This window comes from [Mycoplasma] gypis (genome assembly GCF_016924775.1).
Taxonomy (GTDB): Bacteria; Bacillota_I; Bacilli_A; order Mycoplasmatales; family Metamycoplasmataceae; genus Metamycoplasma; species Metamycoplasma gypis.
Map to the genome: position 1 here is coordinate 319,842 of NZ_JAFFTD010000001.1, position 15,131 is coordinate 334,972.

The window sequence follows — 15,131 nt, forward strand, 5'->3', positions numbered from 1 at the left end:
GTTGGAAAAACCAACTGTATTTTTTTATTGAATATTTTCTAAAATATTTTTTGCAATATACATTGTTTTATTTAGCAAATCTTCCTTTTGTTCATTTGATAAGTTTTTAGCTAAAATTTGATAATCATCAAAAGAATAGACATAATCATTGCGATTTAAATTTTCAAATATTAAAAATGTTATTATTTCGCTTTCAAAATTAAGAAGCTGTTCCAATAAATTTCCATCATCCTGTTTTAAAATTAATTTTGATAACATTTTCAAAATCATGAAATCAATATTATTAGGATTTTGATATTTTACTACTAATGTGTTTTTACTTTCATCAAAAATAACCTCATCCTTTGAATTTTCAATAATCAACACAGAAATACTCATATCTTTTAAAGTTTTTAATAAAAAGCTTCGTAAATTTACTGATTTTTTTGAATTCTCTAATTCTTTTTTAAATTCTATCTGTTTATCTCCAAATACAGGAATCGGGGCAACAATCTTCTTTTTAATTACTTCGTAATCTCCTTCCATTACCATTCTTTTTTGTTGATCTGTAGCATTTTTTCACTCGACTATTTTATGAGTTTTTTCATCATCTATCATTATAAAAGAAGCATCTTTGTATCCTAAAATATAAAACGCTTTAGAACCTTTTTTAATTTTAAAACCTTTATTTTTTCATTGATCAAAAGTTTTAAAAACATTACTATCACTTTTTTGTTTCAATAAAATCCAACAATTTAAAATTGTGTAATTTAATATTCCAGAAAGCTTCTTTAAGTCAGAAATTAGTTGTCCTTTACTTTCAAAAAATTGTTCATTTTTTTGTATGGCAAAATTAACATTATCTAATATTTCTTTTGATACATTTTGCTTTGCAAGATTATAGGTTGTAATTGATTGGTAAAACATAACTTTCTTTTGCTTCGTTAGTTCATTTAAATGAATTTCCGTCCTTTGTTTTTAGCTCACCTTCTGAAGAAGAAGTTGCTTTAATGGTTGCTAATAAATTTGTAATTAAGCTAATTCCAAGCGGTATTAAAGTTGTTAAAATCGCAACTAAACTACCTCCTTCTATCTTGCTTGCTATCTTATCATCTATTTCTTTAAAGTTTTCCATATTGCCTCCTTAGTGTAATTTTGGTGCTGGTCTATTATTTGATTTAATGTTGTCAAACGCAATTAACTCAAAGTCTTTAAATTTGTCTGTTCTAGAAATTAAACTATTAATTTCCATAATTTTTGGATTTAATAAATTTCCAACATTAGGACCTTCATGTTCAGTTAATTCATGAGTTATATATTGATAAATGTAATTTATATCACTATCTAAAGTTTTTGCTTCAGTTCAATCTAATTTGAGTTTTTCATACAATTCTTGATTCATATTTTCTTGGTAATCAACTAAGAATAAATCGACATAATTATTAATTTTTCGATTAATTAAAGTATTCAATGCAAGCTGTTGACCTACATATGTTGACGAAGTATTTCAAGCCTTTGCAAAATTAATAATATCGTTTAAAAATAATTTAGTTTGTTCAATTTTTGCATCAATAATTTGAATAGTATTTTGTTTGCCAGCGGTGATTATTAAATTATTGGTTACATCTAATTCTTTTCTAAGATCAACTAATTGGTGTTTTAATTCTTCATTTTCTCTAAATAATACAGTTTGTTTCTTATTTGCGTCAAGAATCAACTTATCCTTTCTATCAAGTTCATCAAGCAGATCTTTATTTTCATTTCGGTTGGCATTTAATGTTCTCTTTAACTTATCTATTTCTTTTTCAGCATCTCGTCAATTATTTTCAACTTGTTTTGTTAGATATTTTTGACTTGCAAGATCCATTGAAATTCCAAAATTTTTTTCTTTATAAAAATTCACATCTTGTTTTAACGATAGTACTTCTTTTTCCAAGTTTTTAGCTTTAATTATTTTTTCATTAATTGTTTTTTCTAACTCAGAAATTTTTTGATCACTATCAAAAATTCGACCTCTTAAATTTGTTATTTTTTCGTTTAAATTTTGAATATTTTCATTATTTTTTGCGAGTTCTTGGTTTTTTAAATCAATGGCTGTTTGAAGTTTATTTATTTTTTGCTCTGACTCTTTTAATTTTGTTTTTAGATTAATAATTACTGTGTTTAAAACGTCTATTTTTTGAACTGTATTTTCTAAAATTTTAGTGTATGATACAAATCATTTTTGATAAATTTCTTGAAGCTTTTGAATTCTTGTTTTTATATTTGGATGGAATTTTATTTCAGTATTTGATAAAAATTTTGCTTCTTGAATTGATTCATTTAAAAAATTTCTAAAACTTTGAGATTCAGTTTTAAATTCTAATACAGAATCACTATCTTCTATGTGTAAAATATTAATTTGATTTAAAGCATAATCAATTAAAGTCAAATAATACTTAAAAACATTATTAACACTTAAATAATAATCATCAATTAGTTTTATATCAGTATTAATCAGTGATTTTAGACTGGTATTATTTATTTTTTCAGCTTCAAGTCTCTTTGAAATTACCACATTTTCATTTTGTAATTTGTTAATAACAGAATCTTTAGAAGCTAAAGTATTTTTTGCATTTTGAATATTATAAGCAAGGCTATTTTCTAATTCTTTAATCTTTAAAATTAATTTATTATTTTCTTTTGATGTTTTTTGAATTGTTATTCGAAGACTATTTTTTATAGTCTCTAAATTTATGATTTTACTTTTTAATTCATCAATATTTTGAGCATTTTTTAAATTTGCTAAATTAATATCATTTTTAGTTTTTTCTAAAAATGCATTAAGTTGTTTTTGTTTATTTAATTCTTCAACTAGCTTTGTTTCTTTTGCTTCATGACTGTTATTTTTCACTAAAGATTCTTGAAGTTTTAAATCTATTTCTTTAGCTTTTCTAACTAATTCATTGTTTTCATTAGCTTTATTTTTCAGCTGAACTGAAAGATTCGTAATTTCGTTATTCAAGTCATGAATTTTGTCTTTGCTTTGTTTAGTTGAATAACTATAAGAATAGCTATTTTTTGCAAAAAGCCCAAAACTTGTTCCGCACCCTCCTATTCCTATTAATAAAATTAAAGCTGCAAGAAATATTTTCTTTTTGTTTTTTGACAATATTTTTTTAGTCATTTACCTCCTTCTACTATTTAAAGTATTTTTTTGCACAAGTGTAAAATAAAAAAACGCAAAAATTCCGTTTTTTGCGTTTTTATTTAAAACTTATTCTTCGTGAGAATTAGTGATTTCAATTATTTTAAAATTATATTCTTTACTTTTTTCTTCAATTAATTTGCGACAACATTGTTCTTCTTCAACAGCAAAATAAGTGATTTTTTTAATTTTATTTTCATTAAGGTTTTCAAAAAGAAGTTCCATATTCTTTTCATTATTTTCGAGATTTGCTTTTAATATAGTCAAAATAACGTTTTCATCTCTTGTTCTCCCAAATACTATTCAATAAGCTTCATTATGTTTTTCAATTTTAATCTCTTTTACACTTATCATTCGGAAAGAAAATTTATGTGATAAGTTAAATTTTTGATTTTCATAGAAGCTTTTTGCAATGTTTTTTAATAATTCTTCAGGAATTTCATTATCGAACATTTCTGCAACGCTTTGTTCAATACTTGTATAATCATTATTACTTGCATTTAGTGCAATTATTAAATCTTCTTTGTAATTAAAATCATGACTATTTTTGTCAAAAAGTTTAGTTTCAAATTCGTTTTTACGATCTCTTCTTATATTAATAGGAAAACTTCCGTATTTGGTTTTAATAATCTTTGTTGAATGACCATTTTTAAAGTTTGAATTTTTTACACCAATATCTGATCTTTCAAATTCCATAAAATGATCAAATTCCATTTCAATCAGTTTTTCAATAGTATTTTTAAATAAAGCTGTAAATGCTTCATCAAATTCTAAGCAGTCATTTATTAAGTGCTTTCGATTTAATACTGAATTTAAATGACTACGAAAATCTTTTTTTATTATTTTCATTTTATTTTCCTTCTTTGTGTTTTTATAACATTTAAGCAAAAAAAATAAAATAATCAATAAAAAAACCACATTTTTTTATAATATGCATTTTAAAATGCTAAAAAATGTGGTTTTGATTGTTAAAATGATTTTTTGAAGCGCAATTTTAGTCAGAAAGAATTTAAACCCGCTAACTTTGTTTCACACAAAGCTTTATTATCGATTTTTTTAACACCTCATAATTTTAATTTTACAAGTGATGATTGATAAAAAGCTTGCTCGTTTACAAATTTAACCGATTTTGAAGTAACTTTTTGAACTTTTTGATCTTGTCAAAATGCTTTAGCAGCAATAACTGTAATATTTTTTAAATTAATATTTTGGGAATTTTCTTTTGACGAAAGCAAAATATTTTTATAACTTACGTATTCATTATTTTTTTGTTGATCATTTTTTACTAACATCGATAATGAAAATGATTCACGGTGTGCATATTCAACTTTTTCAGTGTTTAAATCAAAAAGAGCCATACATGTTTCGAAAGCTTGTTGCTCAATTTTCTTAATGTTATTTGAAGTAATTTTTTGCAATTTAACACAATTGCTAAAAGCTTTGGGTCCAATATTTTCTAAATTAGGTGCATTAAAAATCTCTAACTCACGAGCATTTGCAACTGAATAATTATCGACGCTTTTTAAATTAGGTAGATTAAGTTTTTGAACATTACTAAATCCGAAGCTATTAGCAGGTAAAACTTCTAATTTTGGAGCATCTACTGTTTTTAATGAAACAGTTCCTTCGAAAACTGATTTGCCTATTTCATAACAACTTTCTAATTTGACTTCTTCTAAAAAGATTGCTTGATAGAAAGCTTTATTACCGATCTTTTTAGCATTAGGAAGATTGACTTTTGTTACAAAATTGTTTTGAGCAAAAACACCATCAGCGACTTCACTAACATTTTTTAAATCAATAATAACTTTTTCTTGAATAACTTGTTTAAAGCTTTTTAAAATTCCATCTTCAACAGTAATTTCAAAACCATTTTTATTCGCATTAATAAAACTATCGTCTAAAACTATAATATTTTCCATTTTCTCTTCCTTATTTATATATTAAGAATTTATTTTAATTTGAAATTTATCTCAATTGGTGCATGATCACTAATTTGTTGTCTAATTAAATAATCATCTTTCAATTTTTCATTTGTAATTTTTTCTGAAGAAGCAAATTGTTTAAATAATCTTTTGGCTTCATCACGTGAAAAATCTTTATTATCAAAAATCTTTCAAAGGTCATAACGATAAGGTTTGTTAGCTAATTTAGGACTTTGTTTAGCATAAATTGGTAGCTCTTTTTGATCAATAAAATCTATGTTGTTTTCAATAAACAAGAAACGATCATAAGGATTTGAGTATCTACCTTTTTTTGTACCCAGTGAGGTTATTTCATCAGGTTTTGATATGTAGTTATAAACTTTTACACCATTTTTATCATCATTTATTTTTCTAAATATATCATCTTTTTTAATATTTGTATCTCCACCAAAAATAATCGATGAGTTTTTAGGTGAAATATCTTTTACTTTATTCATTAATTTCGGCAAGTATAAAGCTTCAACAACTTCTTGTTCACCTTGACCACCATAATGTGAAGAAGTGTCTTCACGATCGGCTTTCGCTCCTGGAGAATCTAAGTGAGCAAAAATTGTTGAAAGATAAAAATCAGTACCTTTTATTTTAAATAAAGCTGCTAATGGTGGACGTGCATATCAATGATTTTCATCAATCTTAGAATTATAGCTTCACAATGATTTTCCGGTTTTGAAATTTGCTAATTCAACATAAGTTGGATCATATAAAATGGAAATTTGTTCAATTGATTTTGCGTAACTTTTATCTCCGGAAATTGAATCTTTTTGAGGTTGAGAAATCAATTGATATTCTTTATTTGTCAGTGAGTTTAGTTCTTTTTGAATGTTTTTTACTTTTCCAGTTGAGCCATCATTAATTTCTGTTAATCCTACAATTCAAGGTGTTGTTTTTGAAATAACTTTAGAAATTGCCTTAACTTTTAAAGAACCATAATTTGATAAAGGTCCTCCATAATTAAGAATATTTCAGTGCATAACGCTTCCATAATCCCAACTTACATTTGGATGTGTATGAGGTTCGCCTTCTTGATTACCATTTTGATTGTTGTTACCTTCGTTTGGTATTGGATCTTGGTTTTTATTATTTTCATTATTTTGAATACTTGATGAATCTTCATTTGGTTGTGGGTGTTGTTGTTTTGTTTCGGTGTTTCTTAAAAAATATCATGCAGCTACCGAGCCACCAGCAATTAGCACTAAGCTTAAAATAGATGAAATCATTGCAGGTGTTTTTTTTGATTTTGATTTTTTAGCCATTATTCCCCTTCAAAATGTAAATATAATTATAAGCAATTAAAAAGTTTTTATTTAAAATTGAGTTTTAAAAAAGTTCTAAAATTAAAAAATAAGGCTTATAACCTTATTTTTTAATAAAAAGTTATTTAAAAACACACTCAAATTATTTAGTTCTTTTAATTTCTTTCAATCTTGCTGCTTTACCTTTAAGTTCTCTCATGTAGTAAAGTTTAGCTCTTCTAACTTTGTTTTCACGTACAACTTCGATGTAACTGATTAATGGTGAGTTTAATTTGAAAACACGTTCTACCCCAATACCGTATGAGATTTTACGAACTGTAAATGTTTTAGCTGTTCCTGTTCCACTTTCAGCGATAACAAGTCCTTCAAATACTTGAATTCTTTCTTTATCCCCTTCTTTAATACGAACGTGAACTCTAACATTTTGTCCTTCACGGATTTGTGGTAAGTCGTTTCTTAATTGTGTGCTTTCAACTAATTCGATTAATTTATTTCTGCTCATTATTAATCCTTTCAATTATATCTGGTCGATTTTTTAATGTTTTTTCATATTTTGCTTTATTTCTTCATTGTTCGATTTTTTTATGATCTCCACTTAGTAGTACTTCCGGAACTTCATAACCTTTATAAACTCTTGGACGTGTATATTGGGGAAAATCCAATAATCCGTCTCCTTCAAAGCTTTCTTCAAGGTGTGATGATTCACGAATAACTCCAGGCACTAATCTTGCTATTGCATCTGCAACAAGCATTGCTGGAATTTCACCGCCAGTTAAAACATAATCACCTACACTTAATTCATCATCAACAAAATTTAAAATTCTTTCATCAAAACCTTCGTAGTGACCTGCTACTAAAGTTATTTCTAACTCTTTTGCATATTCTCTTGCTAATTTTTGATTAAAAACTTTACCTTGTGGTGATAAAAGAAGTTTTTTTCCACCTACTGTTTGTAATGCTAAGTCAAGTGGTTCTACTTGTAATAGCATACCCTGACCACCACCGTAGACTTCATCATCAACTTTTTTATGTTTTTGTGTTGAGAAATTTCTTCAGTCAACAATATTTATCTCTAAATGACCGAGCTGAATTGCTTTGGCAATTATTGATTGTGTTTTAAATGTTTCGAAAAATTCTGGAAACAAAGTCAAAATATTAATTTTCATAATTATTTACGATTTTTTGAATATTCAGCGTAAAAGTTGTCATGTTTTAATAAAGTTCTAACTGTATCTGTAGGTTGTGCACCTTGATTTAGTCATTTTGTTAAAGCTTCTTTATTTAGAACTACTTCTTTTGAGTGTGGATTGTAGAATCCTACTTCTTCGATAAATCTTCCGTCACGTGGTGAACGTGAGTCAGCAGCAACGATTTTATAAATAGCGTTGAATTTTTTTCCGTTTCTTTTTAGTCTTAATTTAACCAAACGATAAGATTTCCTTTCATGTGTTTTTAAATACTACATAAGTATACCAAAAATAATTAAGCTGTCAAGCATTTTTACTTGACACCCTTGAAAGTGTTTTTTTAGTTAATAATTTTGACAAAAAATATTTATAATTCTTTTTAATAAATAAGGAGTAATAATGCTAGATTTCGAAAAAAACTACTGAAATAATTTTCCTATTATTGCCGGACTTGATGAAGTGGGAAGAGGTTGTCTTGCTGGTCCACTTGTTGTTGCTTGTGTGATATTGCCCACAAACTATCAAAATGAACTTATAAACGATTCAAAGAAAATTAATCCTCGATTACGCAAAATCCTTTCCGATCAAATTAAAAAAGATGCTCTTGAATACTTTATTTGTGTAAGAAATGTCGAAGATATTAATGCTTCTAATCCCAAAAAAGAATCTGTAATAGGTATGCAAATGTGTTTGAAAAATTTAAAAAATACTCCTGATCTTGTAATTACAGATTACGAAAAAATTCAAACAAATATTCAACAAATAAATATTATTAAAGGTGATCAAAAATCAATAAATGTCGCTGCCGCAAGTATTATTGCAAAAGTTTTTCGCGATGAATTAATGGATGAATATGATTTAAAATATCCAAATTATGATTTTAAAAATAATAAAGGATATGGAACTAAAAAACATTTAGAGGCTTTAGACAAATTTGGTGCTTTAACAATTCATAGATCAAAATATAAACCAGTTATTTTAGCGTTAGAAAAATTTCAAAAAAAATCATTATAATCATTAAAAAATAATGTTAAAAGCATCATTTTTTTTAATAAAAATGTTTTCTCTGATAAAAAAATAACACAAGATGTTTAACTTTTAATGTTTTTTGGAAAATTAAAAAATGTAACAAATTTTGTTACATTTTTTGTGTTATTTTCAATTTTATTTAAGTTTGAATTTAATAATTTTTTCAGCAATAACTTTATTTTTAATAATACGATATGCATCAGCGACTGTTTTAACTTTAAATCTTTCAGTAATATTTTGGTCTAATGCATAAACAACCATTCAGTGAAACTTATTTTTGACTGATGATTTTTTGTTTTTAAAAACGTTTCATTTATCTTGACGATTAACAAAATGTTTTTTAATATCTTCAGGCATAACTGAATTACTTTTGAAAGAATTTGGAATTAAGTGACGCGCTGTTCTATCGTCATCAGAATTATTTAAGTCATTTTCTTTGATAATTGTTCAGTCTCCTTGTTGAGGTTTAATACCCAAACAAGCAAATTCACAACTCACTAATCCTCATTCTTGAGCAGTTGAAGAATTAAATACAAAAATTGCATATTCTTTAACTTTTTTAATGTTTTTAATTTTAATTAAAGGTGAATTTGTTTTAACATCTGTTTTTAAAGTTTCGACATCAACATAATATTTTTTAGGTAAATATTTAATTTTTTCAGTCTCGTGCATTTCTAGTGCTGGAATTGAAACTTTTAACTTATCCACTTCTTCATCATCATTTAAAAAGTAAAACATTCCGTGAGTTTGACTTTCTTCGCTATATAACTTACCATCGTTTGTTTCTAGAGCTTGTTCTGATGAAAATGTTAAGACACCTTCATCAATTACGTGGTTTGCAATAACATCTTCGAAATCATTTCAAAATCTTGGTACTGAAGTATCGATAATTTCATTAACATCTTCAAAATCAAGAGCATAAACTCTTAATTCATAAGTATGATCTTGATCAGGTGGACAAGGCCCATAATAACAATTTGCATTATCCATTAAATATTTGTCATCAAGAATGGTTTTACGTACTTTTTTTGATAATGAATTTTCGAATTGAACAATTTTATTTTTTTTCGAAATACTTGAGTTTCTACAAATGTGGTCATTGTGGATATTAAAAGCTATTCAGTGAATAAATGACATCCCAACCACACCATTAGCTTCATGATCAATCAAAGAAATTGCATATGATTTTGCATCTTTTACTGGATCTCAGCCAACATGTGGAGAATGTAGTGAACCAAGACCATTAACCTTATTTAAGACGTTGTAGGTATTAACTGTTTTTGAATAAACACGCATTATTTATCTCCTTTGTGATTTTTTATTGCTTTTTTAATTGTTAAATTAATTGACATCACTGAAAAAATAATTTTTTTCAGAATTCCGTAATAACTTAGTTTTTTAGCAAAGAAATTATTAATTAGAACTTTTTTACGTTTTCTTTCATTTGCAAATAAATAATCATAAGGTGAAAATGTTTTAGCATCTTCCATTAATGCTGCTAATAGTTTATTTAATTTAACCTTATTTTCTTTAATAAATCACAATAAATTATTAATTGATTTTTCCAGTTTTTTGCTTTCTTGTTCAGAAAGTTCGAAATCCACTTTTTTATACAATAAAAATGTTTGTTTAATAAAATCAATAGTTTTTTCGTAATTTTCTTTTAAAGTTACTTCACGAATAATTTTATCGAAGTGATAAATAATTTTGTAATGATTTTGCTTCAATCACATTACTCATGCTTCATCAAAAGTGTTGATTTCACTGTATTTTTTTAAATTTAAAATTAAATTATTGAATAAAAAGTCAGCAAACTCTTTGAAAGAATCAAGTTCTGAAAGATAAAGACGAATTTTTTCAAAACGAGGGTCTAGTTTATGGTTTACTAATTGTTCAAGTAAGGGTGTTGTTAGAATTTCAGTTAAAAATTCATAATTGATAGTTTGCAGTTGCTCTTTTGATTCTAAAATAAAATTAGCTTTAAAAAGATTACGGATAATTGGAAAAATTAATTCTTGAATTTTAAGCGATTCATTTTTTGCTTTTGAAAGGTCATGCACAGAAATATTTTGAGTCATAATGACACCATTTTGAATGTTATACATTAAATTATCAAAATAATTATTTTCTAATAAACATAAAAATATTTCTTGTGATCAGTTTTGATTTTTTAAAAATTCAATTAGATTTTTATGAGTTTTATATTCGTAATGTTTATTCCCAAATTTTCTTTCCACAAAATTTGTTAGTAGTGAGCTTAGATTAAAATTAGTTTGCATTTCCATTGATCTAATCATTTCAGAAATACGATAATTTGGTTTAAGAATATCGCTAACAGTTTTTTCAAAATCATCATCTAAAAATAATTTATCCCCACGACTCAATCCAAGAATAGATAAAATTACTGAAAAATCGTTTTCTGATAATTTTAAAATTTGTTTATAACTGCGGAAATCTTGTTTGTAATATTTAAATTTTGGTAAGAAACTTAAAATCTTTTCTTCATTATCGTAATATGCTTTATAAATAAAGCTGTCTGAAAGAGCTAGTTTTAACAAAATGTTTTGAGCTATATGTTTATAACCTTTTTCAGTTGGGTGAATGTCTAAAATATTTTCACATAAAAAGTTTTTGTGTGTTTGTCAAAAATCCAAGTCAAATGAATCAACATAAATATTATTTGTTTTATTTGCAACATTTTTTATCGAAGAATTAAGATATCCAAGTAAAATCATTGACATTTCACGATCGCAAACGTCTTTTGTTGAAAGCAAATGATCAATTTCATTTTTTAAATGAATTAATGATATTGGATAACCAACAAACACAATATTAGTTTGAGAATTTTTCATTCTAATTATTTTGGCAATTTGCTCTAAATAAGTTTCAATTTTTTCGCTGGCTTGCTTTAAATTTTCAGCTATTTCACTAAAAACAATTGCTTTTTTACCGAGCACTTTGGTTTTTTTATACTTATAAAGTAAATGAAGAGGTATGTATGCTAAAAAATCATTAGCACCCAAACTAATAGTAATTAAATTCGCTTGTTTTATTCTTTGATCAATAATGTCGAAATCGCCATTTTCATAGTCAAAGTTTTTAAAATATCTTGAAAGTTCTTTTTGGAAAGGATTCTGTTGATTAGAATTAATTGATTTCATTAAATTTAATTCATTTTTTAATGATTCGCTTAAATAGTTAGGCTGCAACAACAGTTCAAGGTATTGTTTTGCAGTAATATTAGAAAATGAAAAGTTATTAAATGATTCTAAAAAATTAGGTTTTAAATCATTTACCATTCTTGCTAAATATGCTGGATAACTTAAACCATTTACTTTTTTTGACTCTTTATCAAAGTGGCCACAACTTTGGAAACCGAATTTAGAATTAAATCCAGCAGAAATCGAATCACCAATTGCAAGATAACGTAAATTGTTTTCAATTAAATTAGTGAAAGGGATTTTATCATTATTATCTTTTAATTCTATAAAATCACGAAAGTCCATTTTTTCCCCTTAATCATAAATAACATTTTTTAAATTCTTGAAGTAGTTTACCAAAAAGTTATAAACATCATTAAAAATGATTTGTTTATTTTTATCTAAAAAATGTTTATTTCTTGCTAATAAAATTAAATTATTATAAACTTCTTCATCGCTTTGAGCGGGTTGTAAATTTAATTTTTCAATTGCTTCAGGACTGTATTGTGAAACAAGTTTATATGATTCGTAACATAAATCTTTTAAATCGATTGACTCTTTTTTAATTGAACCAATAACAGCTAGTTTAGTAGCTTGAGATTGATCGTCTAATTTTGGTCATAGAAGTCCTGGTGTATCTAAAACCAAAAATTGGTTGTTGCAGTTTACTCATTGCTCTGAACGAGTAACACCAGCTTCATTTCCAACTTTTGCAACTTTGGATTTTGCTAAAATGTTAATTAAAGTACTTTTACCAGAGTTCGGAACTCCCATAACTCCGATTTTTAACGGTGGAACTTTAAAACCTTTTTGTAATTTAGCTTGTTTTTGTTTATGAATTTTATTAATAACCTTTACCATTGCATTATATGACTTATTACTGTCTTTTAAATTTAATGCAACCACTTCATCGTTTGGATTATTAAACTGTTGAATTATTTCTTTGAAACGAGTTTTATTTGTTAAATCTATTTTTGTAAAAACGAATATTCTTTTTTTATGTGGTGAAATTTTATCAAATTCTGCATTATAAGAAGAAATTGGACATCTCGAATCCAAGACAATAACAAAAACATCAAACAATTTTTCTTTTTGTTTGATTTGATCAAAAGCCTTTTTCATATGTCCTGGAAATCAATTAAACATATTTACTCCTTAATTTTTGATTTTAATATTTCAATTTGGTACTGATACTCTTTAATATCATTAAGTAACAAATCTAAAAATTCATCAACTTCTTCTGGATTATAACCGTTTAAAGAAGCTGAAAATTTTTTCTTATAAATTTGGTCAACACTAACTTTTGGCATTTTATTCCTTTATAAAATTTTTACCTTTTTGAACTTCATAACGTGAAAGATTTTCAAAATCTAATTGTCTTAAAATTTCATAAAAAACAACGATAACACTATTTGCTAAATTAATTGAACGCGCTTGTGGAACCATCGGAATTCTTAAGCAATTATCTAAATTTGTTTGCATAATTTTTTTAGGAATACCAGTTGATTCGGTTCCAAACATTACTCAAATTTCGTCATTTTGTTTATATTCGCTTTTAAAATCAACTTCACTATATGTGTTCAAACCATATCTAGTGATATAGTAAATATTTTTATCGTGATATTTGTTATGAAATGCTTCATAGTTGTCATGAATTTCATGGGGAATTTCACTTAAAAAATGTCCTGCTGCCGCACGTTTCAATCAATGTGGATGCAAGTCAAAAGCAACAGGTTTAATAATATGTAACTTTGCTCCTCCGTTAAAGCAAGTTCTTATAATGTTAGCAGTATTTGGACTAATTTCGGGTTGATATAAAACTATATTAATCATAATATTAATTATTATAACTTTTAAACCTAAAATAAGGCTTTAAAAGTTTTTTTATTTACTTTCAAAAAGTCATGTAATTTAATGTTTAAGAGTATTTTTATAATAAAAACAAAAGCACCGCCTTAAAGTGCTTTTGTAATTATTTAATGAAATAAGTTAGTTATTATTATAGTTCACTTACTTTAATAGCTATTTTTAGAACACCATCAGCACGCGATTGAAATAAATCATATGCTTTAACGATATCTTTGAATTCAAATTCGTGTGTTACTAAATCACTAACATCAATACGATTATCAGCAATTAATTGCATTAAACGACGCATTCTTTCTGATCCGCCTGGACAAAGTGAAGTACGAATTGTGTGGTCCCCTAATCCTGCTGCAAAATGTTCCATTGGAATTACTAAATCTTCTGAATAAACTCCAATTGATGAAACTGAACCTCCTGGACGTACTGCTTTAACACATTCTTGGAAGGTTTTGTTTAATCCTAAACATTCAACCGCTCCATCACACATTCTTCCATCTGTGATACGTTTAATAGCTTCTTGTAAGTTTTCTTTTGTTACATTAACTGTATGTGTTGCACCGAATTTTTTTGACATTTCTAAACGTTTGTCATCAGCATCGGCAGCAATAATTGTTGAAGCTCCTAATAATTTGGCTCCGATTGTTGCACATAGTCCGATTGGTCCTTGAGCAACAAGTAAAACTGTATCCCCTAATTTAATTCCAACATTTTCCGATCCTTTAATACCGGTTGAAAGGATGTCAGGACACATTAAAACTTGTTTATCTGTTAAGTTTTCAGGAATTTTAGCAACATTTGCCATTGCATTATGTACTAAAACATATTCAGCTTGGCAACCATCTTCAATATTCCCAAATTTTCAACCAGCGGTTGCTTTATACCCATAAGCTTCATCAGTTCCATCTTGTGAACTTTGTCCATATTGACAAGCCGCTGTATATCCAGAAGGTGTAATTGCTCCCGCTAATACTCTTTCTCCTAATTTAAATCCTTTAACATTATCCCCATAAGCTGCAACCACTCCAACTGATTCATGTCCAATTGTTAAATCTTTTGCAACTGGGTATTCTCCTTTCCGAATGTGAATGTCTGTCCCACAAATTGTTGTTGTTGTAACTTTAATTAATAAATCGTTAGGTCCAACTTGTGGAACTGGTTTTTCTACTAATTCAACTTTATCTTTTTCTTTAAAAACAAGTGCTTTCATTGTTTTTGGTAATTTAATTGATTCCATAAAATTTTCTCCTTGGTTTCTTTCGTAACCATATGTTACTCTTTTTTGAAAGGTTGACAAGTTTAAAAAAACAAAAAAATATTTTCTTTAATTTTGTGCGATTTTTTTATTTATGTCTTTATATAAGTTACTTTTTTAAAATAAATAAAGTTGATTAATTTTTATAGCACAAAGTTTAATACTTAATTTTAGAAAAATAATATTTTTTTTA

Annotated in this window: 16 protein-coding genes; 1 reads left to right on the plus strand and 15 read right to left on the minus strand. The window is 26.4% G+C overall.

The features are described from left to right. Nucleotides 1-24: 24 nt before the first annotated feature. The 9 genes from JV175_RS01400 to rpsP all read right to left on the minus strand — a co-directional run bounded on the left by JV175_RS01400 (nucleotide 25) and on the right by rpsP (nucleotide 7,830). Nucleotides 25-906, minus strand: coding sequence for an ArdC family protein (locus JV175_RS01400; protein ID WP_205498576.1), 882 nt, complete (start codon nucleotides 904-906; stop codon nucleotides 25-27). Then, nucleotides 878-1,114 (minus strand): hypothetical protein, encoded by a 237-nt coding sequence (locus tag JV175_RS01405; RefSeq protein ID WP_205498579.1) that lies wholly within the window; start codon nucleotides 1,112-1,114, stop codon nucleotides 878-880. The genes JV175_RS01400 and JV175_RS01405 overlap by 29 nt, the downstream gene beginning before the upstream one ends. Before the next feature lie 9 nt (nucleotides 1,115-1,123). Next, nucleotides 1,124-3,145 carry a coiled-coil domain-containing protein gene (locus tag JV175_RS01410; protein ID WP_205498581.1) on the minus strand — a complete coding sequence of 674 codons (2,022 nt, stop codon included), beginning with the start codon at nucleotides 3,143-3,145 and terminating at the stop codon, nucleotides 1,124-1,126. 90 nt (nucleotides 3,146-3,235) lie between these two features. Continuing rightward, nucleotides 3,236-4,015: a transposase gene (locus tag JV175_RS01415; RefSeq protein WP_205498583.1), complete on the minus strand. Its 780-nt coding sequence runs from the start codon at nucleotides 4,013-4,015 to the stop codon at nucleotides 3,236-3,238. Nucleotides 4,016-4,134: 119 nt separating this feature from the next. Then, on the minus strand, nucleotides 4,135-5,088 hold the full coding sequence (locus JV175_RS01420; protein ID WP_205498585.1) for a leucine-rich repeat domain-containing protein: 954 nt from the start codon (nucleotides 5,086-5,088) through the stop codon (nucleotides 4,135-4,137). A gap of 29 nt (nucleotides 5,089-5,117) precedes the next feature. After that, on the minus strand, nucleotides 5,118-6,404 hold the full coding sequence (locus tag JV175_RS01425) for an MnuA family membrane nuclease (RefSeq protein WP_205498586.1): 1,287 nt from the start codon (nucleotides 6,402-6,404) through the stop codon (nucleotides 5,118-5,120). Nucleotides 6,405-6,546: 142 nt separating this feature from the next. Next, entirely contained in the window at nucleotides 6,547-6,906 is a 360-nt protein-coding gene (gene rplS / locus JV175_RS01430) for a 50S ribosomal protein L19 (RefSeq protein ID WP_205498588.1), read from the minus strand. After that, nucleotides 6,893-7,570, minus strand: a complete 678-nt coding sequence (gene trmD / locus JV175_RS01435) for a tRNA (guanosine(37)-N1)-methyltransferase TrmD (protein ID WP_205498590.1) — start codon at nucleotides 7,568-7,570, stop codon at nucleotides 6,893-6,895. Before trmD ends, rplS begins: the two co-directional genes overlap by 14 nt. 2 nt (nucleotides 7,571-7,572) lie before the next feature. Then, on the minus strand, nucleotides 7,573-7,830 hold the full coding sequence (gene rpsP, locus JV175_RS04180) for a 30S ribosomal protein S16 (protein WP_205498591.1): 258 nt from the start codon (nucleotides 7,828-7,830) through the stop codon (nucleotides 7,573-7,575). A 160-nt stretch (nucleotides 7,831-7,990) separates the two neighbouring features. On the opposite strand from rpsP, the gene rnhB reads away from it, so the two are divergent. Beyond that, nucleotides 7,991-8,605, plus strand: a complete 615-nt coding sequence (rnhB, locus tag JV175_RS01445; RefSeq protein ID WP_205498593.1) for a ribonuclease HII — start codon at nucleotides 7,991-7,993, stop codon at nucleotides 8,603-8,605. A gap of 150 nt (nucleotides 8,606-8,755) precedes the next feature. Here the strand turns inward: rnhB and JV175_RS01450 are convergent, their stop codons facing one another. The 6 genes from JV175_RS01450 to JV175_RS04345 all read right to left on the minus strand — a co-directional run bounded on the left by JV175_RS01450 (nucleotide 8,756) and on the right by JV175_RS04345 (nucleotide 14,920). Next, nucleotides 8,756-9,916: a YbhB/YbcL family Raf kinase inhibitor-like protein gene (locus tag JV175_RS01450; protein WP_205498595.1), complete on the minus strand. Its 1,161-nt coding sequence runs from the start codon at nucleotides 9,914-9,916 to the stop codon at nucleotides 8,756-8,758. Next, complete coding sequence (locus JV175_RS04340; protein ID WP_205498597.1) at nucleotides 9,916-12,126, minus strand: SGNH/GDSL hydrolase family protein; 2,211 nt, start codon at nucleotides 12,124-12,126, stop codon at nucleotides 9,916-9,918. Before JV175_RS04340 ends, JV175_RS01450 begins: the two co-directional genes overlap by 1 nt. Before the next feature lie 9 nt (nucleotides 12,127-12,135). After that, nucleotides 12,136-12,966 (minus strand): ribosome biogenesis GTPase YlqF, encoded by an 831-nt coding sequence (gene ylqF, locus JV175_RS01460; protein ID WP_205498599.1) that lies wholly within the window; start codon nucleotides 12,964-12,966, stop codon nucleotides 12,136-12,138. A gap of 2 nt (nucleotides 12,967-12,968) precedes the next feature. Then, nucleotides 12,969-13,130 carry a DivIVA domain-containing protein gene (locus JV175_RS01465; RefSeq protein ID WP_205498601.1) on the minus strand — a complete coding sequence of 54 codons (162 nt, stop codon included), beginning with the start codon at nucleotides 13,128-13,130 and terminating at the stop codon, nucleotides 12,969-12,971. 1 nt (nucleotide 13,131) lies between these two features. Then, nucleotides 13,132-13,653: a tRNA (cytidine(34)-2'-O)-methyltransferase gene (locus JV175_RS01470; protein WP_205498603.1), complete on the minus strand. Its 522-nt coding sequence runs from the start codon at nucleotides 13,651-13,653 to the stop codon at nucleotides 13,132-13,134. A 166-nt stretch (nucleotides 13,654-13,819) separates the two neighbouring features. Beyond that, nucleotides 13,820-14,920 (minus strand): zinc-binding dehydrogenase, encoded by a 1,101-nt coding sequence (locus JV175_RS04345; protein ID WP_205498605.1) that lies wholly within the window; start codon nucleotides 14,918-14,920, stop codon nucleotides 13,820-13,822. Nucleotides 14,921-15,131: the final 211 nt, after the last annotated feature.